Source organism: Crossiella sp. S99.2 (assembly GCF_023094165.1).
In the GTDB taxonomy this organism is placed as follows: domain Bacteria; phylum Actinomycetota; class Actinomycetes; order Mycobacteriales; family Pseudonocardiaceae; genus Crossiella.
The window spans coordinates 418,414-437,949 of the sequence record NZ_JALMDK010000002.1; the positions used below are offsets into that span (position 1 = coordinate 418,414).

18 protein-coding genes and 2 riboswitches are annotated in these 19,536 nt (G+C 70.9%); of the genes, 10 read left to right on the forward strand and 8 right to left on the reverse strand.

Annotated features, from left to right (window positions below; translation table 11 throughout):
• The first annotated feature begins 70 nt into the window (after positions 1–70).
• Both MZC64_RS08475 and MZC64_RS08480 read left to right on the forward strand, forming a co-directional pair.
• Positions 71–1,261: an N-acetylglucosamine-6-phosphate deacetylase gene (locus MZC64_RS08475; protein ID WP_247761478.1), complete on the forward strand. Its 1,191-nt coding sequence runs from the start codon at positions 71–73 to the stop codon at positions 1,259–1,261.
• Positions 1,262–1,390: 129 nt separating this feature from the next.
• A complete protein-coding gene (locus MZC64_RS08480) occupies positions 1,391–1,780 on the forward strand; it encodes an Imm7 family immunity protein (protein ID WP_247761480.1) in 390 nt (129 codons plus the stop codon).
• Here the strand turns inward: MZC64_RS08480 and MZC64_RS08485 are convergent.
• Genes MZC64_RS08485 through MZC64_RS08505 form a run of 5 tightly spaced genes read right to left on the reverse strand, consistent with a single transcriptional unit; the run spans position 1,764 to position 7,372 of the window.
• Entirely contained in the window at positions 1,764–2,819 is a 1,056-nt protein-coding gene (locus MZC64_RS08485; protein WP_247761482.1) for an SIS domain-containing protein, read from the reverse strand. The two genes, MZC64_RS08480 and MZC64_RS08485, sit on opposite strands and share 17 nt — an antisense overlap.
• Positions 2,816–4,267, reverse strand: a complete 1,452-nt coding sequence (locus MZC64_RS08490) for a glycoside hydrolase family 3 N-terminal domain-containing protein (RefSeq protein ID WP_247761484.1) — start codon at positions 4,265–4,267, stop codon at positions 2,816–2,818. The genes MZC64_RS08485 and MZC64_RS08490 overlap by 4 nt, the downstream gene beginning before the upstream one ends.
• 6 nt (positions 4,268–4,273) lie before the next feature.
• Entirely contained in the window at positions 4,274–5,107 is an 834-nt protein-coding gene (locus tag MZC64_RS08495) for a carbohydrate ABC transporter permease (RefSeq protein WP_247761485.1), read from the reverse strand.
• Positions 5,104–6,087, reverse strand: a complete 984-nt coding sequence (locus tag MZC64_RS08500) for a carbohydrate ABC transporter permease (RefSeq protein ID WP_247761487.1) — start codon at positions 6,085–6,087, stop codon at positions 5,104–5,106. Before MZC64_RS08500 ends, MZC64_RS08495 begins: the two co-directional genes overlap by 4 nt.
• A 4-nt stretch (positions 6,088–6,091) precedes the next feature.
• Positions 6,092–7,372, reverse strand: a complete 1,281-nt coding sequence (locus tag MZC64_RS08505; protein WP_247761489.1) for an extracellular solute-binding protein — start codon at positions 7,370–7,372, stop codon at positions 6,092–6,094.
• Positions 7,373–7,596: 224 nt separating this feature from the next.
• Between MZC64_RS08505 and MZC64_RS08510 the strand changes: the two genes are divergently transcribed.
• The 5 genes from MZC64_RS08510 to MZC64_RS08530 all read left to right on the forward strand — a co-directional run bounded on the left by MZC64_RS08510 (position 7,597) and on the right by MZC64_RS08530 (position 13,758).
• Positions 7,597–8,349: a GntR family transcriptional regulator gene (locus MZC64_RS08510; RefSeq protein WP_185001392.1), complete on the forward strand. Its 753-nt coding sequence runs from the start codon at positions 7,597–7,599 to the stop codon at positions 8,347–8,349.
• A gap of 44 nt (positions 8,350–8,393) precedes the next feature.
• Positions 8,394–9,860, forward strand: a complete 1,467-nt coding sequence (locus MZC64_RS08515) for a DHA2 family efflux MFS transporter permease subunit (protein ID WP_374205659.1) — start codon at positions 8,394–8,396, stop codon at positions 9,858–9,860.
• 124 nt (positions 9,861–9,984) lie between these two features.
• Complete coding sequence (locus MZC64_RS08520; protein WP_247761493.1) at positions 9,985–10,887, forward strand: hypothetical protein; 903 nt, start codon at positions 9,985–9,987, stop codon at positions 10,885–10,887.
• Positions 10,888–11,243: 356 nt separating this feature from the next.
• Positions 11,244–12,368 (forward strand): S1 family peptidase, encoded by a 1,125-nt coding sequence (locus MZC64_RS08525; RefSeq protein ID WP_247761495.1) that lies wholly within the window; start codon positions 11,244–11,246, stop codon positions 12,366–12,368.
• A gap of 205 nt (positions 12,369–12,573) precedes the next feature.
• Positions 12,574–13,758 (forward strand): S1 family peptidase, encoded by a 1,185-nt coding sequence (locus MZC64_RS08530; RefSeq protein WP_247761502.1) that lies wholly within the window; start codon positions 12,574–12,576, stop codon positions 13,756–13,758.
• Between the two features lie 109 nt (positions 13,759–13,867).
• Here MZC64_RS08530 and thiE read toward each other — a convergent pair whose 3' ends face one another.
• Entirely contained in the window at positions 13,868–14,521 is a 654-nt protein-coding gene (thiE, locus tag MZC64_RS08535; protein ID WP_247761503.1) for a thiamine phosphate synthase, read from the reverse strand.
• A 45-nt stretch (positions 14,522–14,566) separates the two neighbouring features.
• Positions 14,567–14,678: riboswitch (TPP riboswitch) on the forward strand.
• Between thiE and thiO the strand changes: the two genes are divergently transcribed.
• From thiO to MZC64_RS08550, 3 genes are all read left to right on the forward strand, one after another.
• On the forward strand, positions 14,673–15,773 hold the full coding sequence (gene thiO, locus MZC64_RS08540) for a glycine oxidase ThiO (protein WP_247761504.1): 1,101 nt from the start codon (positions 14,673–14,675) through the stop codon (positions 15,771–15,773). Its footprint overlaps the riboswitch before it by 6 nt.
• Entirely contained in the window at positions 15,770–15,970 is a 201-nt protein-coding gene (thiS, locus tag MZC64_RS08545) for a sulfur carrier protein ThiS (protein WP_185001399.1), read from the forward strand. The genes thiO and thiS overlap by 4 nt, the downstream gene beginning before the upstream one ends.
• On the forward strand, positions 15,971–16,762 hold the full coding sequence (locus tag MZC64_RS08550; RefSeq protein WP_308300976.1) for a thiazole synthase: 792 nt from the start codon (positions 15,971–15,973) through the stop codon (positions 16,760–16,762).
• Positions 16,763–16,915: 153 nt separating this feature from the next.
• Here MZC64_RS08550 and thiD read toward each other — a convergent pair whose 3' ends face one another.
• Positions 16,916–17,764, reverse strand: coding sequence for a bifunctional hydroxymethylpyrimidine kinase/phosphomethylpyrimidine kinase (thiD, locus tag MZC64_RS08555; protein WP_247761505.1), 849 nt, complete (start codon positions 17,762–17,764; stop codon positions 16,916–16,918).
• Complete coding sequence (thiC, locus tag MZC64_RS08560; protein WP_247761506.1) at positions 17,761–19,413, reverse strand: phosphomethylpyrimidine synthase ThiC; 1,653 nt, start codon at positions 19,411–19,413, stop codon at positions 17,761–17,763. Before thiC ends, thiD begins: the two co-directional genes overlap by 4 nt.
• Positions 19,405–19,536, reverse strand: a riboswitch (TPP riboswitch). It overlaps the preceding gene by 9 nt.

The following is a 19,536-nucleotide window of genomic DNA, read 5'->3' on the forward strand; positions in this document are numbered from 1 at the left end:
GTCCTTCGTAGCTGGACGAAAGCGCACACTCCGGGTTACCGTCCTAATGGTCTAAACCATTGGAGGGTCATTGGACGCCGTAGTTGCTGCCCCGAAGGCGCTGTTGGGCAACACCATCTCCGGTCCGGTGACGCTACGGATCCGCGACGGCGAGATCGTCGAAGTCGCGGACAACCCCGGCTACCAAGGGGAAACCGAGGGCCTGCTGAGCCCCGGCCTGGTGGACGTGCAGATCAACGGCGCGGTCGGGGTGGACTTCGCCGATGTGGACGCCGACGGCATGGCCGCCGTCTCCGCCGCGCTGCCGCGCACCGGCGTGACCCGGTTCCTGCCCACCCTGATCACCGCCCCGGTGCCGGAAATCCTGCGCCAGGCGCATCAGGTCCTCGCCGCCGCGGCCGCCCTCCCGGCAGGGGCAGGCGCCCGCCCGCTCGGCCTGCACTTCGAGGGCCCGTTCCTGTCCCCGCTGCGGCACGGCGTGCACAACCCCGGCCTGATGGAACCGCCCAGCCCGGACCGGATCGAGCGCATCCTGGCCGACCCCGCGATCCGCGCCGCGCTGCGCCTGGTCACCCTGGCCCCCGAACAACCCGGCGGCTTCGAGGCCGTCCGCAGGCTCACCGAGGCAGGCGTGCTGGTCGCCGTCGGCCACACCGACGCCACCGGCGAACAAACCCGCCAGGCAGCGGACCTGGGCGCCCGCATGATCACCCACCTGTTCAACGCGCAACGCCCGCTGGGCCACCGCGAACCCGGCGTCCCCGGCATCGGCCTGGTCGACCCGCGCTACACCCTGGGCCTGATCGCCGACCTGGCCCACGTCGACGGCGACATCTGCCAACTCGTCTTCAACGCCGCCCCCGGCCGCGTCGCCCTGGTCACCGACGCGGTGGCCGCCGCGGGCATGCCCCCCGGCCGCTACCAGCTCGGCGGCGAAGACGTCCTGCTCACCGAAGAGGGCGTCCCCCGCTCCCCGGCGGGCACCATCGCCGGCAGCGCCCTCACCCTGGATCGCGCGGTCCGCAACATGGTCGGCCTGGGCATCCACCCCGGCATCGCCCTGCACGCCGCCACCACCGTCCCCGCCGACGTCCTCGGCGAACCCACCCTGGGCCGCCTGACCCCCGGCGCCCGCGCCGACCTGGTGCTGTGGGACGCGGACCTGCACCCACGCAAGGTCTGGGTCGAGGGCGAACTGGTCTTCGACGCCGAACAATCCGCCCGCAGCACCGTCAACCGCCTGCCGGCCGCGGGCAACTGATCTCCCACTGGATAGGTGGGGGCGAGAGAGAACACGAGGGCCTCTGCACCGCAACCCGGGCAGGGGCTCTCGCTTCTTCCGGGACTATCCGCTCTCCAGTTCGCTGGAGGCCAAGCTAGCGTCACGGGCATGTTCGAGTACCACGGCTGGGTCCACCTGTGCTCCACGGCGGAGGCCGTCGACGACGAGCCGGAACTTCCGATGGCGGAGATCCAGCGACTGGTCGACGGCTGGACCGGCCGTGGTCTGATGAGCCTGGGTGGGAGCAACGGCGCCAGCTTCGTGCACTTCGCGGGCATGCCTAACCACGTGGACCAGGACGTGTTCGACTTCTTCGCGGAGCTGGGGCGGCTGGCGCCGGGCTCATACGGGTTGCTGCACTGGCACTATCACGGGACGCACAACGAGTTCCGCGTGCAGCGGATGGTGCGTGGCCAGGTCACCGAGCACCCGGAACCACTGCTGTCGCCAGTGATCCCGGGGCTCGAGGACGAGTGGGTGTTCAGCGAGTCTTCGTGACCTTGTTCAGCCCGCGCGGGTTGTCCGGATCCCCGCCCCGCGCCAGCGCCAGACCCAGCGCCAGGCGCTGCACCGGCAGGATCTCCAGCACCGGGGACAGCTCCTCCGCCGTGGCCGGCACGCCGATCCGGAACGCCGCCGCGACCTCGTCCGCCGCGGAGCCGACCGCGCAGATGTCCGCGCCCCGGCCCTGCACGACCTCCAGCACCTCGCGCATGGCCGTGCCGCCCTTGCCCGCGCTGGTGATGGCCAGCACCGCGGTTTCGCTGTCGACCGCGGCGACCGGGCCGTGCAGCAGGTCGGCGCCGCTGTAGGCCCTGGCGGAGAGGTAACTGGTCTCGGCCAGTTTCAGGGCGGCCTCGGCGGCGGTGGCCGAGGAGTAGCCGCGGCCGGTGGTGACCACCCGGTTGGCGAAGCGGTAGCGCTGCACGGCTTCGGCGACCGCGGGTTCGGCCAGGGCCAGGGCCGAGTCGGCCAGATCGCCGATGTTGACCGCGTGTTCGGCGTTGCCGCCGCGGACGGCGTCGATGAGCAGGTACAGGGCGAGCAGGGTGGCGCTGTAGGTCTTGGTGGCGGCCACCGCCAGTTCCTTGCCCGCGCCGATGTCCACCGACAGCTCGGTGACCTGGTTCAGCGGCGAGTCCGGGGTGTTGGTGACGCCCACGGTGAGCGCGCCCCGCTTCCGGGCCGACTCGGTGGCCTCGACCAGGTCGGGGGAGCCGCCGCTCTGGCTCACCGAGACCCACAGCACGTCGGTGAGATCGGGCTGGGCGCCGTAGAGCGTGGTGGTGGACGGGGACACCAGGCCGGCCGGGAGCTGCAGCAGCACCTCGGTGAGGTACTTGGCGTAGAGCGCGCCGTGGTCGCTGGAGCCGCGCGCGGCGAAGAGCACGAACCGCGGGCGGCGCTGCGCGATCTGCGCGGCCACCGCGGCGATCTCGGCCCGGTGGGCCAGCAGACCGCGGAACACCTCGGGCTGGGCCGCGATCTCGGCGGCCATGTGCGCGCCGGGCACGGTCTCGGCCGTAGTCGATGTCATCGCCTGTCCTCCCTCGCCGTGTGATCGGCGAGCAGTTCGGCGGCGGCGCGCAGGCACACGAACGCGCTGCCGTGGGTGTCGATACGGGCGACACTGCCCAGGTCGGGACCTGGCACGCCGGTTTCGACATGCACTAGGTCTAGACCAATGCTAACAAGTTCGGCGACGAGTCGCCGCACTTCAGAGTGCCGGTGCGCGTCCCTGGTGACAACAACCACCGGGGAACCATTCACTGAATCGAGGATTTCCTGCTTGCCCTCCGGCCCGCGGCGCAGCACCCGGGTGCCCGGCAGCAGCTCGCTCAGGTGCGGACCCAGGCCCCAGGGCACCGCGCCGACCGCGATGCTCGGGTCCACCTCCAGGTCCACCACCAGCGGCGGACCGGCCAGCTTGACCTCGCCGCGGACCTCGATCGCCCGCCGGGCGGCGCGCAGGCCCAGATCGCTGTCCGGGACCGGACCACCGGTGACCGGGCCGCCGAGCGAGGCCGCCAGCGCGGCCGCCTCGGTGAGCCGTTCCTCGCTGAGCCGTCCACTGTGGACCGCGGCCACGATCGCCTCGGCCAGCCGGTCCACCACCTCGGCGTCGGCCAGTTCGCCGCCGATGCAGAGCAGGTCCGCGCCCGCGCGCAGTGCCTGCACCGCGCCGTCGCTGAGCCCGGCGGTGCCCGCCACCGCGTTCATCTCCAGGGCGTCGGTGACCACCGCGCCGGTGAAGCCCAGTTCGCCGCGCAGCACCTCGGTCACCGCGTACCGGTTCAGCGTGGCGGGCAGCTCGCCCCAGCCGGGCACCACCAGGTGACCGGTCATCACCGAGCGCACCCCGGCCGCGATCGCGGCCCGGAACGGCACCAGCTCGACCGTGCGCAGCTGCTCCTCGGTCCGCGGCAGCACCGGCAGCTCCCGGTGCGAGTCCGCGGTGGCGGCGCCGTGCCCTGGGAAGTGCTTGGCGCAGGCGGCCACCCCGGACTCCTGGATGCCCGCGATGAACGCGGCCACCTGCCCGGCCGCGGCCACCGGCTCGCTGCCGAAGGCACGCACGCCGATGATCGGGTCTTCGGCGGCCAGGGTCAGATCCGCGCAGGGCGCCAGGTCCAGGGTCACCCCGCAGGCGGCCAGCCTGGCGCCGAGTGCCGCGCCGACCTCCCTGGTCAGCTCCAGATCGCCGATGGCGCCCAGCGCGTGCGGACCCGGCAGCGCGGACCCGCGCGCGGCGTCCAGCCGGGTCACATCGCCGCTTTCCTCGTCGATGGCCACCACCAGCTCGGGCCGCTCGGCCCGCAGCTGCGCGGTCAGCGCGCCCACCTGCTCGTCGTCGACAACGTTGCGCCCGAACAGCAGCACGCCGCCGAGGCCGTCAGCGACCCGGCGGCGTACCCAGTCCGGCGCGCTCGTCCCGACGAAACCCGGCAGCAGCACGGCGTCGGCCAAGCGTCGCAGACCATCCACTGTGGACTATCCCTTCACGGCGCCGGCGGTGTTCCCGGCGACCAGGTTGCGCTGGACGATCAGGAAGTAGATGAGCACGGGCAGCGCGAACACCACCGAGGCGGCCATGGTGCCGCCCCAGTCGGTGCCGAAGACCGTGCTGAACGTGGACAGCCACACCGGCAGCGTCTGGTTGGTCTGGTCCCGCATCAGCACCAGGGCGAAGAGGAACTCGTTCCAGGCGGTGATGAAGGAGAACACCGAGGTGCTCACCAGCGCCGGGCCCAGCAGCGGCAGGGTGACCCGGCGGAAGGCGCCCCAGCGGGAGCAGCCGTCCACCATGGCCGCCTCCTCCAGGTCGACCGGGATGCCGTTGACGAACCCGCGCAGCGTCCAGATGGTGAACGGCAGCGTGGTGGCCACGTTGACCAGCAGCAGCGCGGGCAGCATGTTGAGCAGGCCGACATCGCGCATCAGCAGGTACATCGGGATCAGCAGCGCCTCCAGCGGCGCCAGCTGGGCCACCAGCACCAGCAGCACGAACCCGCGGCGGCCCTGGAAACGCAGCCGGGACAACGGGATCGCGGCCAGGATGCCAGCGGCCACCGCGCACAGCATGGCGCCGACCGCCACGATCAGGCTGTTGGTGAGGAAGTTGGTGAAGCCCGGCCTGGTCACCGCGGTGACGAAGTTGTCGAAGGTGATCGAGGTCGGGAACAGGTCGTACTCGGTGGTCAGGTTCGCGTTCGTCGGCCGCAGGGATGAGTTGAGCATCCAGTAGGTCGGGAAGAAGAACAGCCCGGCCAGCAGCAGCGCGACCGCGGTGAGCAGCGTCCGCTGCGTACGGTTCTTGGTCCTCACAGCGCACCCTCCTGACGCCGGATGAGCAGTCGCATGTACTGCCCGACCAGCACGGCCAGCACCAGGATCATCAGCACCGCGACCGCGGCGGCCACGCCGAAGTGGCTGCCGGAGATGCCCTTGATGTACTGCAGCACCGGCAGTGTGGTGCTCTCCCCGTCCGGGCCGCCCTGCCGGATCGCCCACACCTGGGTGAAGACCTTGAAGTCCCACAGGATCGACTGGAAGGTGGCCAGGCCGACCATCGGCGCCAGCGCGGGCCAGGTGACCGCGCGGAAGCCCTGCCAGCCGGAGGCGCCGTCGATGCCCGCCGCCTCGTACAGGTCGCCGGGCACCGAGAGCAGGCCCGCGTACAGGGTGAAGGCGACGAACGGCACGGCCTGCCAGACGATCAGCAGCCCGATCACGGTCAGCGTGGAGGCCCCGGTGGAGAACCAGGAGAAGCCCTGGAAGGAGTCGAAACCGAACAGCACCAGGGTCTTGTTCAGGATGCCGAAGTTCTGGTCGAAGATCCACTGGAACACCGTGGTGGCGGCCAGGATCGGCATCGCCCAGGCCAGCACCAGGCTGATCTGCAGCACCAGCCGGACCGCCGGCCCGATCTGGCGCATCAGCAGCGCGATCAGCAGGCCGACCCCAACGGTGGCCGCCACGCAGGCCCCGGTGAACAGCACCGTGCGCAGGGTGATCACCCAGAACTCGGGGTCGCCGAGGATCTCCGCGTAGTTGTCGAAGCCGGCCCAGGTGATCTCGCCCCGGACCAGTTCGCCGAGGTCGAGCTTGCGGAAGCTGATCAGGATGACCTGGAGCGCCGGCCAGCCCAGCAGGGCCAGCAGGGCGATGATCGCGGGCGCGATCAGCAGGTAGGGCAACAGGGTGTCGCCGAGAGGTCGCCGGCGCTTGCGCCGACCGGGTCCAGCCGCAGACGGTGCCGGCGGGGTCGCCCCCGCCGGCACCGTGGTGTCCACTGTCGCGGTCATCGAGCTACTTGCCCGCGAGCGCCTGCTGGATCGCCGTGTTCGCATCCGAGGTGGCCTGGTCCAGGCTCTTCACCCCGGTCAGGTACGCGGTCAGCATGGTCTTGATCGGGTTGGCGCCCGCCTCGACCGAACCCCAGTTCGGGCTGGCCGGCACGGCCTTGCCGGAGAGCGCGCCCTTGGCCATGGCGGCCGAGACCGGGTCCTTGTCCAGCGCGCTGGTGTTCTTGGACGAGCCGGGGATCATGCCCGCCCCGACCAGCAGCTGCTGGTACTTCTCGGTGGCCAGCAGCTTCAGGTAGTCCTTGGCCAGGTCGGCGTTCTTGCTGCCGGCCGGGACGGCCAGGTTGGACCCGCCCTGGAACACCGGCGCGGTGCTGCCGGCCTTCTTGCCAGGGATGGCGAAACCGCTGGTCAGGTTCTTGATCTCGGGGTTCTCCTTGGCCGCGGTCGCGACCTCCCACGGCAGGCCGACGATCATGCCGACCTTGCCCTTGCCGAACACACCCGCCTGCGGGGGCTTCTCCTCGTCGGCGTCCTTGGGCGCCTTGGTGCCGGAGAGGTCCACCAGCTTCTTGTAGAACTCCAGCCCGGCCTTGGCCTCCGGGGTGTTCAGGGTGGCGGTGAACTTGGTGCCGTCCTGCTTGGCCACGTCACCACCCTCGTCCCAGATGAAGGACAGCAGGGTGTACCAGTTCTGCCCGGCCAGGTAGAGCGGCTGGAACTCCGGGTCGTCCTTGTTCGACGCCTTGAGCTTCTCGATCGCGCTCAGCCACTCCGCCTGCGAGGACGGCGGGGACGTGATGCCGGCCTTCTCGAAGAGGTCCTTGCGGAAGAGCACCAGCCGGTTGGCCGCGTAGAACGGCACCGCGAACTGCTTGCCCTCCCACGTGCCGGAGGCCTTCAGGCCCGCGCCCCAGTTCGCCCCGCCCAGGTCCGCGGAGTTCGCGGTCAGGTCGGTGAGCACCTTCTGCTCGGCGAACTTCGGGGACTGGGTGTTGCCAATCTCGAGCACGTCCGGCGGAGTGGTGCCGGCCAGGGCCGTGTTCAGCTTGTCCTGGATGCCGGTCCACTGCTGGATCTCGTACTTGACCTTGACGCCCGGATGGGCCGCCTCGAACTCCTTGTGCAGCTCATCCGTCATGGCCGTCGGCGCGGAGCCGCTCATCAGCCATACGACGAGTTCCTTGCTACCCCCCTGGCCCGAGTTGCCACCCGAACCGGCACAACCAGACACCGTGAGTGCCGCTGCCACAGCACTCACAGCTACCTTTGTCCAGCGCTTCACCATCGCCGCCCTTCTGAGCCCGGCCGTACCGTGTCACGCTGGCCGGGCGCGCTGAAGTGGTGTAGACCAATGCGCTGAAGAGTGGTCCGGACCACATGTCCTGTCAAGACAGTTGCCAAGACGTTGTAAAGACGTTCCGAGGGCTGGGCGGCCTCGTTATCCGGGCTAAGGGCATGCTTGGACCACTAGAAAGGTATGGGGGCGCCAATGCCGAGGAGGAGGACATGCTGGACGTGACGTCGGCTGAGGCGGGCGTGAACCCGCGCACCCAGCGGGAGCCGAAGTACTGGGGTCTGAAGCGACACCTGCTCGATCTGCTGCGGTCGCTGCCGCCGGGTTCGCCGATCCCGACGGAGCGCTCGCTGGCCGCGGACTTCGACGTGTCCCGCACGACGGTTCGGCAAGCGCTTGCCGAGCTGACCGTGGAGGGCAGGCTGCTCCGGGTGCAGGGCAAAGGCACCTTCGCGGCCGCACCCAAGGTCGCGCAACGACTGCAACTCAGCTCGTACACCGAGGACATGCGGGCGCAGGGCCGCCAGCCGGCCTCCAGGTTGCTGGAGGCCAGCGAACAGCCCGCCGAGGCCGAACTGGCCCGGATGCTGGGTGTGCGGCCGGGGGCCAAGGTGCTCCGGCTGCGCCGGTTGCGGCTGGCCGATGGCGAGCCGATGGCCATCGAGCTGACCCATCTCGCACTGGGCCGGTTCCGCGGGCTGCGGCGCTACATAGGCGCAGGTGGCTCGCTGTACCAGGTGCTGCGCGAGCGGTTCGGGGTGGAGATGGGGCACGCGGACGAGACCATCGAGACCGCGCTGGCCACCCCGGAGGAGGCGGAGCTGCTCGGCGCCGACATCGGCCTGCCGATGCTGCTGCTGTCCCGGCACTCCTTCGACACCGACAACAAGCCGGTGGAGTGGGTGCGGTCGATCTACCGGGGCGACCGGTACAAGTTCGTCGCCCGTTTGAACCCTCCCGGCTGAGCCGGGGCCGGCATTGTGCGTTTCAGGGCCACCGCGGGCGCACAATGCCGGGCATGGAATGGAACAGCAGGCAGGCCCGCGCTGTCCTGGCCACCACCATCCTCGGCTCGGGGATGGCGATGCTGGACGGCACCATCGTCAACGTGGCCCTGCCCGCGATCGGTCGCGAGTTCGGGGCCTCGGTGTCCGGGCTGCAGTGGATCCTGGACGGCTACCTGCTCGCGCTGGCCGCGCTGATCCTCATCGCCGGCGCGCTCGGCGACCGCTACGGCCGCCGCCGGGTGTTCCTGATCGGGGTGGTCTGGTTCGGACTGGCCTCGCTGCTGTGCGGGGTCGCGCTCAACACCGAGCTGCTGGTGCTGGCGAGGGTGTTGCAGGGGGTCGGGGGAGCGCTGCTCACGCCCGGTTCGCTGGCCATCCTGCAGGCCAGTTTCCCGCGTGAGCTGCGGGCGCGGGCGATCGGCGCCTGGTCCGGGCTGGGCGGCCTGGCCGCGGTGTTCGGACCGCTGCTGGGCGGGCTGCTGGTGCAGGCCGGGTCCTGGCGGCTGGCCTTCCTGATCAACCTGCCGCTGGCCGCGGCCTGCGTCTGGCTGGCGGTCAAGTACGTGCCGGAGACCTCCTCGGGTGAACACGAACGGGTGGACTTCCTCGGCTCGGCCATCGGCGCGCTCGGCCTGGCCGGGATCACCGCGGCCCTGGTGGAGGGCCCGTCCAGGGGCCTGGCCGATCCGCTGGTGCTCGGCTGCCTGATCATCGGCCTGACCGGGATGACGGTCTTCGTGCTGCTGCAGGTCCGCGGCAGGCACCCGCTGGTCCCGCCGGCGATGTTCGCCAACCGGACGTTCGTGCTGGCCAACGGCCTGACCTTGCTGGTCTACGCGGCACTGGGCGGGGTGATGATGCTGCTGGTGCTCCAGCTCCAAGTCTCCCTCGGCTACAGCCCGACTGCCGCCGGCCTGGCCGGACTGCCCATCTCGCTGATCATGCTCGTCTTCTCCGCCCGCTCCGGCCGGCTGGCCCAGCGCCTCGGCCCCCGGCTGCAACTGATCATCGGACCGCTGCTGGTCGCGGCGGGCATCCTGCTGTTGCGGCTGGTCGTGCCAGGGGCGAGCTACGTGTCCGGAGTGCTGCCCGGGGTGCTGCTCTTCGGCGCCGGGCTGGCCCTGGCGGTGGCCCCGGTGACCGCGACCGTGCTGGCCGCCGCGCCGGACGCGCACGCGGGTGCGGCCTCCGGGGTGAACAACGCGGTGGCCCGCACCGGCGGCCTGCTCGCGGTGGCGGTGCTGCCCGCGCTGGCCGGGCTGCACGGCACCGAGTACGCCGACCCGGCCGCGCTCACCGCGGGCTGGCAGATCGTGCTGCTGGTCTGCGCCGCACTGTGCGCGGCGGGCGGACTGTTCGCCATCGGCATCGACAACCGGGTGCTGGCCGAGGAGAAGCCGGCGGACTGCCTCAGCTGCGGGGTGGACGCTCCGCCAACGCATGCCAACACCGCGTCACAAAACGCGTGATTCTACTGTGGACTGTCCATTGAGGACAGTGTGTCTGTCCTCACCATGTGGCAACCCAAGGAGTGTCCGGCCCGTCGTCAACGTTGGAAGGAAGTAACCGGGAACAGCTAGGCGCAAGGGAAAGATGAGCGGCGAGGAGAAGCGGAACCGTCCGGATGTCACCTTCACCCAGGTGATCGCAGGCGCGCTCGCGGCGGTGACCGCGGCGGCGCTGGGCGCACAGCTCGGGGTGGCGGGCACCATCATCGGGGCCGCGGTGGCCAGTGTGGTGAGCACCGTGGGCAGTGCGCTGTACCAGCACTCCCTGGAGCGCAGCCGGGCCGCGGCCAAGGCCCTGCGCACCGCCGCCGCACCCACCGCGCTGGCCACCGCGGCGCTGGCCGCGCAGGCCGCCGAGCGGACCGACCGGGAGGGCCTGGCGGAGGCCGGGAAGTCCGGCCCGGACGCGCCCCCGGCCAAGCCCGGCCCGGACGCGGAGACCGTCCTGCTGGCCAAGTCCGGCCCGCACGCCGAGACCGTGCGCCTGGCCAAGCCCGACCCCGCCGCGGACGCCGAGACAGTGGTTCTGCGTAAGCCTGACCCCGCCGCCGACGAGGACGAGCGCGAGGCCGCGCCCGAGCCGGAGCGGCGGCCCTGGTACCGGCGCTGGCAGCTGGTGGCCGCGGTGACCGCGCTGGTCTTCGCCCTGGGCATGGGTGCGGTGCTGGCCATAGAGCTGGCCACCGGCGCGCCGCTGTCCGGCAAGGACAACGGCGGCCGGACCACCGTCGGCGAGCTGTTCGGACCGGGTGACCGGAAATCGACACCGACCCCGGGCAACCCAACGCCGTCCAGTTCCGTCTCCACTACCGAGAGCACCACGACGCCCGAGGCTCCGACCAGCTCCAGCCAGGTCCCGCCGACCAGCACCTCCGCCCCGCCGCCGAGCACGACGTCCGGCTCTCCCCCCACGACGACCTCGCCCCCGCCGCCGAGCAGCGCGGCGCGCTCGACCACGGGCACGCAGCCCACGCAGACCACGCCCTGATCATCCGTTGGTCAGAACGGCCCAGTCTCGTTACTGCATGTCGCCCACTACCGAGGTCGTGATGTGACACGACACGCCCACGTATGGCCCAGAGCCGACACGTGTTCCTCCTTTCGGCGGATGCCTCGGGTAGGTCTGTGTCTTTAACGTCCCCCAAAAGTGATTCGCGATGACGCACAGTCACTAATGGTCACTGGCGGAGAGGACGGTCCGATGGACCACTCGTTCCCGGTCATGCAACCGATGGCGTCCCGCCGGTGGCCCCACGTTCGTTGAGTTCGACCCCCCACGGGCCGTCGCCCCTGTACCCCCTGCCAGCGACGGCCCGGTGTCTCACCAACACGAGAGGGCTACGAATGAAGATCGCAGTCGCAGCACGCGCCGCCGGCGTGGCGTTGCTGGCCACCGGAGCGGTCGTCGTGGGCACCCTGCCCGCCGCGGCGGAGGGTTTCGCCTCCCCCGAGATGCTGCAGGCCATGCAGCGTGACCTTGGTCTGACCGCCGAGCAGGCGGCCGACCGGGTGAGCAGTGAGAACAAGGCAGCGCAGATCGAGAACTCGGTGCGCGAGGCCGTCGGCGCCGCCTTTGCCGGCGCGCACTTCGACTCGGGCAGCGCCAAGCTGGTGGTCAGCGTGACCGACGCGGCCAAGGCCGCCGCGGTCGAGGCCGCGGGCGCCACCGCCAAGGTCGTCTCCCGCGGCGTGGCCGCCCTGGACGGCGTGAAGTCCGCGCTGGACGCGGCCGAGGCCAAGGCTCCGGCCGGGGTGACCGGCTGGTACGTCGACGTCAAGAGCAACAACGTGGTGGTCAACGTGCAGCCCGGCGCGGCAACGGCCGCCCGCGCGCACCTGGCCACCCTGCCGGACGCCTCCGCGATCAAGGTCGTGGAGACCGAGGAGGCCCCGGTCCCGCTGTACGACGTGCGTGGTGGCGACGCCTACTACATGGGCGGCGGCCGCTGCTCGATCGGCTTCTCGGTGCAGGGCGGCTTCGTCACCGCCGGGCACTGCGGCCGGTCGGGCACCGCGACCCAGGGCTTCAACCGGGTCGCCCAGGGCACCTTCCGCGGCTCGACCTTCCCGGGCAACGGCGACTTCGGCTGGGTGGCCACCAACGCGAACTGGACCCCGCGGGGCGTGGTGAACCGCTACAGCGGCTCTACCACCGTCCGGGTGACCGGCTCGACCGAGTCCGCGGTCGGCGCGTCGATCTGCCGCTCCGGCTCCACCACCGGCTGGCGCTGCGGCACCGTCCAGGCCAAGAACCAGACGGTGCGCTACCCGCAGGGCGCGGTGACCGGCATGACCCGCACCAACGCCTGCGCCGAACCGGGTGACTCCGGTGGCTCCTGGCTGACCGGCACCAACGCCCAGGGTGTGACCTCGGGTGGGTCCGGCAACTGCTCCTCCGGCGGCACCACCTTCTTCCAGCCGGTGAACGAGATCCTCAGCGCGTACGGGCTCCGGCTCGTCACGAGCTGACCGTAAGGGTGAGGTGGGCCGGCGCCCTGCAAGCCGGCCCACTCGCACCCGCCGGAAGGCGCCCGCGGGATCCCTGCCCCGCGGGCGCCTTTCACTTCGAATTCTTGGAATCACCTTCGGTTGACCCTGGGCAAACTCACAATCCGTCGCTAACTTTCCCCCGTCTGGCCTAGTCAAGTGGCCCGATAGAGGGAAGGGTGTTCGGATGAAGCGACGTTCCGTCACTAGTCTTGCCGCGGTGGCGCTGCTGGCCGGTGGCCTGCTCACGATTGGTGCGCAGTCCGCCTCGGCCCTGCCCAGCGGCCTGACCGCGGCGATGGGTCGCGATCTCGGCCTCAGCCCGGTGCAGGCGAGCGATCGCCTGCACCGGGAGCGGCTGGCCGAGCGGATCGCCGCCGGACTCCGGGACCGCCTCGGCGCCCGTTTCGCCGGCTCCTGGTTCGATCCGGGCACCGGCGCCGCGGTCATCGGCGTGACCGAGCCCTCCGCACTGGCCGCCGTGCGCGCCACCGGCGCCGCCGCCCGCCTGCACGCCTACTCGCTGGCCACCCTGGACGCGGCCAAGGCCGCCCTGGACACCCGGCAGGCCCCGCGCGAGGTCACCAGCTTCTACGTGGACGAGCCCGGCAACCGCCTCGTGGTCACCGCGACCCCCGGCGGCCGGGCCGCCGCCGAGCGCTTCGCCGCCGGCGCCCAGGGCGTGCAGGTGGTGGAGAGTGCCGCCGCGGCCACCCCGACCGGCGATCTCGCCGGCGGCGGCGCGATCTACATGAGCGGCGCGGCCGGTGGCCGCTGCTCGGCCGGGTTCACCGCGACCACCGCCGACGGCCAGCCCCGGCTGCTCACCGCCGGGCACTGCGCGGACGGCGGCAGCCTGGTCAACGCGCTGGGCAACGTCAAGATCGGCGACTTCAGCCGGGTCAACTGGAAGGACCAGAACGACTTCGCCGAGGTGACCGTGGACCCGGCGGCGGGCTGGACGCTGCTGCCCCAGGTCAGCACGCACGACGGCGGCGCGGTGACGATCAAGGGGTCCACCGAGGCCGCGGTCGGCGCGAGCCTGTGCAAATCCGGCTCCACCAGCAAGTGGACCTGCGGCGTGGTCACCGCGCGCAACGTCACGGTGAAGTACGGTCAGATCGACGGCTCCGCGATCACGGTGCGCGGCCTGGTGCAGCACAACGCCTGCGTGGAACCGGGCGACTCCGGCGGTTCCACCGTCTCCGGCGACCAGGCCCAGGGCATCACCAGCGGCGCCAAGCTCTACGACGCCAACGGCGACGGCCGCAACGAGAGCTGCCTGGCCAAGCGCGGCGAGGAGTCGGTGTCCTGGTACCAGCCGGTCAACGAGGCGCTCAAGGTCTACCGGCTGACCCTGGCCACCGGCTGAGGCTTCCCGGCGCGCGGTGTGTTGTCAGCCCCCCGACCGCACCGCACCGGGTTGGTAAGACGACAGCGGCGTTCCCGCCTTTCCCGGCGGGAACGCCGCGGTCGTCAGCTCAGCCGAGCCGGGCCTTCAACCGGGCCGCGGCGGCCGCCGGGTCCGCGGCCTCGGTGAGCACCCGGACCACCACGATCCGGTCCGCCCCGGCATCCAGGACCTCGGGCAGCCGGGTCTCGTCGATGCTGCCGATGGCGAACCAGGGCCGGTCGTGCCCGGCGGCCGCGGTGTGCCGCACCAGGTCCAGGCCGGGGGCGGGACGACCGGGTTTGGTCGGGGTCGGCCAGCACGGGCCGGTGCAGAAGTAGTCCACGCCCGGCTCGATCGCCGCGGCGTCGGATTGCGCGTTGTCGTGAGTGGAGCGGCCGATCACCACCTGCTCGCCGACGATCCGCCTGGCCAGTGGCACCGGCAGGTCGTCCTGGCCCAGGTGCAGCACATCGGCGCCGGCAGCCAGCGCGACATCGGCCCGGTCGTTCACCGCCAGCAGCACGTCGTGCTTGGCGCAGGCGGTGGCGAAGACCTCCAGCAGCCGCAGCTCCTCGGCGGCCTCCAGGCCCTTCTCCCGCAACTGCACGATGTCCACGCCGCCGGCCAGCGCGGCGTCCAGGAAAGCCGGCAGGTCGCCGCGTTCGCGACGGCCGTCGGTGCACAGGTACAGCCGCGCCGCGCGCAGCCGCTGGCGAATCTGATCTCCGTCGAGTCCGGGCACGGTAAGCGAGCCTATGCGCCCCCAGTCCCGGCTGCTACGGTGGAATTCGGTCCGCACGGGAGCCTGGGAGAGCACTGGGCTGAGAGGGAGTCTGCTGACTCCGACCGTCGAACCTGATCCGGGTCATGCCGGCGCAGGGAGCGTGAGATTCGTGTCGAAGGCAGTCGTCGTCGTGGGTGGCGGCGTCATTGGTCTGTCCATCGCCTGGCGAGCCGCCGCGGCCGGATTCCGGGTCCGGGTGGTCGATCCGGCGCCGGGTTCCGGCTCGTCCTGGGTGGCGGGCGGCATGCTCGCCCCGGTCACCGAGGCCTGGCCGGGGGAGGAGGACGTGCTCGCCCTGGGCGCGGCCTCGCTACGCCGCTGGCCGGAATTCGCCGCCCGGCTACAAGCTGAGGCGGGCCGGGATCCCGGGCTGCACACCGCGGGCACCCTGGCGGTCGGGGTGGACGCGGCCGACCGGGACGAGCTGTCCCGGCTGGCCGGATACCTGACCTCGCTGGGCCGCGAGGTGCACCAGCTCACCGGCCGGGAACTGCGCAGACTGGAACCCGCGCTCGGCCCGGCCGTCCGCGGTGGTCTCAACGTGCCCGGCGATCTGTCCGTGGACAACCGGCTGTTCCTGGCCGCACTGCGCGCCGCCTGCGCCGCCAACGGGGTCGAGTTCATCGCGGTGGCCGCGGCGGAGACCTTGCCCGGCAAGGTGCTGCTGGACAACGGGTCCATTTTGGACAGTGAGGTGACGGTGCTCGCCGCCGGCGCCTGGAGCGCCCGGCTCTACCCTGGACTGGCCGGCCTGATCCGCCCGGTGAAGGGCGAGATCCTGCGGCTGCGGCACCGCCGCGGCGCGCTGCCGCCGCCTGCCCGGACCGTGCGCGGCTCGGTGCGCGGCAAGCCGATCTACCTGGTTCCCCGGCCGGACAACGGTCTGGTGCTCGGCGCGACCCAGTACGAGGCCGGGTTCGACACCGACGTGGTGGCCGGTGGCGTGCGCGATCTGTTGCTGCACGCCGAGGAACTCATGCCGTCCATCGCCGAGTACGCCTTGGTGGAGACCGCCGCGGGCCTGCGTCCGGGCAGCATGGACAACCTGCCGCTGCTGGGCTGGCTGGAACCCGGTCTGCTGGTGGCGGCCGGGCACCACCGCAACGGCGTGCTGCTCGCCCCGGTCACCGCCGAGGTCGTGCTGGACCTGTTGGCGGGCAAGGAGATCACCCCCGAAGCGAAGGCAGCCGACCCCGGGAGGAGCAGATGAAGGTACGGGTCAACGGCAACGACCACCAGCTGGCCGAGAGCGCCACGGTGGCCGAGGTGCTGACCCTGCTGGCCGCACCCAGCACGGGCATCGCGGTCGCCCTCGACGGCGCCGTGGTGCCCCGCGCGAGCTGGGCGGAGACCAGGTTGCGCGAGGGTTCGGTCGTGGAAGTGCTCACTGCGGTACAGGGAGGTTGAGTGGACGACCAGCTGGTGATCGCCGAACACGAGTTCGGCTCAAGACTGGTGATGGGCACCGGCGGCGCGCAGAACCTGTCCATCCTGGAGCAGGCCCTGGTGACCTCCGGCACGGAGCTGACCACGGTGGCCATGCGCAGGCTGGACAGCGAGGGCGGCACCGGCGTGCTGGAGTTGTTGCGGCGCCTGGGTATCCGGCCGCTGCCCAACACCGCGGGCTGCAAGAGCGCGGCCGAGGCGGTGCTCACCGCGCGGCTGGCCAGGGAAGCCCTGGAGACCCGCTGGGTCAAGGTCGAGGTGGTCGCCGATGACCAGACCCTGCTGCCCGACCCGATCGAACTGCTGGAGGCCTGCGAGCAACTCGTGGCCGACGGCTTCATCGTGTTGCCCTACACCAACGACGACCCGGTGCTGGCCCGCAAACTGGAGGACATCGGCTGCGCGGCCGTGATGCCGCTGGGCTCCCCGATCGGCACCGGCCTGGGCATCCGCAACCCGCACAACATCGAACTGATCGTCTCCAGGGCGAGCGTGCCGGTGATCCTGGACGCCGGGATCGGCACCGCCTCCGACGCCGCACTGGCCATGGAACTGGGCTGCTCAGCGGTCCTGCTGGCCACCGCGGTCAACCGCGCCCAGCACCCGGAGTTGATGGCCGCCGCGATGCGCGCCGCGGTCGAGGGCGGCAGGCTGGCCCGGCGGGCCGGCCGTATCCCGCAACGGTTCTGGGCACACGCCTCCAGCCCGGACGGTGACATTGGCGCGCTCCGCGCGCGGGATTTTTCGCTCTAAGTAGCCTCGTCGTGTACCCGCCGCACGCGAAGCAAGCTTCGGATGCGTCGGGCACACGACAAGGCAACGCGAAAAATCGGTACCCCGCCGCTGGCGAAGAGCCCGCCGTGTCGCTGGCGCGCCACGCCTATTTCGCAACAGGTTTTGCTCTGGTCAGACCTCGTCGAGGTCCCTGATCCGCCACATCCCGGACACCGGCCCGACGCCCCCGCCCAGTGGGTAGGACTGCCGGACCGCTTCCCGCACATAGCGTTTGCCGAAGCGCACCGCCTCCACCAGGTCCCAGCCCTTGGCCAGTGCCGAGGTGATCGCCGAGGCCAGGGTGTCGCCACCGCCGTGGGTGTGCACGGTGTCATAGCGCGGACCGGGCAGCTCCAGGAACGTCTGCCCGTCGTACAACAGGTCCACGCACTGCGGATCGCCGCTGAGATGGCCGCTCTTGATGAGTGTCCACTGTGGACCGTAGGCGTGCATGGCCACCGCGGCGTCCCGGAGCTGGTCCCGGTGCTGCACGTCGATCCCGGTGAGCAGCCGCACCTCGTCCAGGTTCGGCGTCACCAGCGTGGCCCGCGGGAACAGCTCCCGCTTGAACGCCTCCAGCGCGTTGTCCCGCAACAGCGGATCGCCGTGCATGGAAGCGGCCACCGGGTCGACCACGAACGGCGAGCGGCCGTCCCGGCCGATGCCGACCTTGTCAACGGCCTTGGCGATAGCGGTGATGATCTCCGCGTTGGCCAGCATGCCCGTTTTCGCCGCCTGCACACCGATATCGGTGGCCACCACCTCGATCTGGGCGGCCACCGTCTCCGGCGGGATCTCCACGATCCCGGTCACCCCAAGCGAGTTCTGCACGGTGATCGCGGTGATCGCGGTCATGCCGTGCACCCCGCACCCGAGGAAAGTGCGCAGATCGGCCTGGAGTCCGGCCCCGCCACCGGAATCCGAACCGGCGATGGTCAGTGCCCGCGGCGGGGTCGGCGCTCCTGCGTGCTGATCCGTCAACGGTCCACCACAGGCAGGTAGACCTTGTTGCCCTGCTCGGAAAACTCGTCCGATTTTTCCTGCATACCCGCCTCGATCGCCTCCACAGAGGAAAGTCCGTGCTCCTCAGCGTACTTGCGCACGTCCTGGGTGATCTTCATGGAGCAGAACTTCGGCCCGCACATCGAGCAGAAGTGCGCGGTCTTGGCCGGTTCGGCGGGCAGCGTCTCGTCGTGGAAGGAGCGGGCGGTGTCCGGGTCAAGCGACAGGTTGAACTGGTCCACCCAGCGGAACTCGAAGCGCGCCTGGGACAGCGCGTCATCGCGTTCCTGGGCCCGCGGATGTCCCTTGGCCAGGTCGGCCGAGTGCGCGGCGATCTTGTAGGTGATCACGCCGACCTTCACGTCGTCCCGGTTGGGCAGGCCGAGGTGTTCCTTGGGCGTGACGTAGCAGAGCATCGCGGTGCCGTGCCAGGCGATCTGCGCCGCGCCGATGGCCGAGGTGATGTGGTCGTAGCCGGGCGCGATGTCGGTGGCCAGCGGGCCGAGGGTGTAGAACGGCGCCTCACCGCACAGCTCCTCCTCCAGCCGCACGTTCTCCTTGATCTTGTGCATCGGCACGTGCCCAGGACCCTCGATCATCACCTGCACATCGAGCGCGCGGGCGATGTGGGTCAGCTCGCCCAGCGTCTTCAGCTCGGCGAACTGGGCCTCGTCGTTGGCGTCGGCGATCGAACCGGGCCGCAGGCCGTCACCAAGGGAGAAGGTGACGTCGTAGCCGCGCAGGATCTCGCACAGCTCCTCGTAGTGGGTGTAGAGGAAGCTTTCTTTGTGGTGCGCCAGGCACCAGGCGGCCATGATCGACCCGCCGCGGGAGACGATGCCGGTGACCCGCTTGGCGGTCAGCGGCACGTACCGCAGCAACACGCCCGCGTGCACGGTCATGTAGTCCACGCCCTGCTCGCACTGCTCGATCACGGTGTCCCGGTAGACCTCCCAGGACAGCTTGGCCGGATCGCCGTCGACCTTCTCCAGTGCCTGGTAGATCGGCACCGTGCCGATCGGCACCGGCGAGTTGCGGATGATCCACTCCCGGGTCTCGTGGATCCGCTTGCCGGTGGAGAGGTCCATCACCGTGTCGGCGCCCCAGCGGGTCGCCCACACCATCTTCTCCACCTCGTCCTCGATGGAGGAGGACACGGCCGAGTTGCCGATGTTGGCGTTGATCTTCACCAGGAACTTCTTCCCGATGATCATCGGCTCCGCCTCGGGGTGGCACCGGTTGAGCGGGATGACCGCCCGGCCGATGGCGACCTCGCTGCGCACCAGTTCCACATCGACGCCCTCGCGCACGGCGATGTAGCGCATCTCCGGGGTGATGATGCCCGCCTTGGCGTAGGCGAGCTGGGACACCGCGCCGTTGACCGGCTCCCGCGCGGCCACCCAGTCCGCGCGCAGCTTCGGCAGTCCGCTGTGCACGTCGATGGCGGCCGTGCTGTCGGTGTACGGGCCGGAGGTGTCGTACACGTCGAGGTGTTCGCCGTTGGTCAGGCCCACGCGCCGGAACGGCACCTGGAGCCCCTCCGGCCCCTCGACGTAGACCTTGCTCGACCCCTCGATCGGGCCGGTGGTGACGGTCGGACGGACATTCCGATCGGCAAGTGCCGTCATGGCAAAGCTCCCTACGCCGGCATTACCCGGTCAGGTTCAGGCGGTCGACAGCCCCAGGGTCGAAAAGCCGACACCTAGCTGCCCTCTCAGCCCGTTTCGGTACGAGCTCCCGCGTGTTTTGTT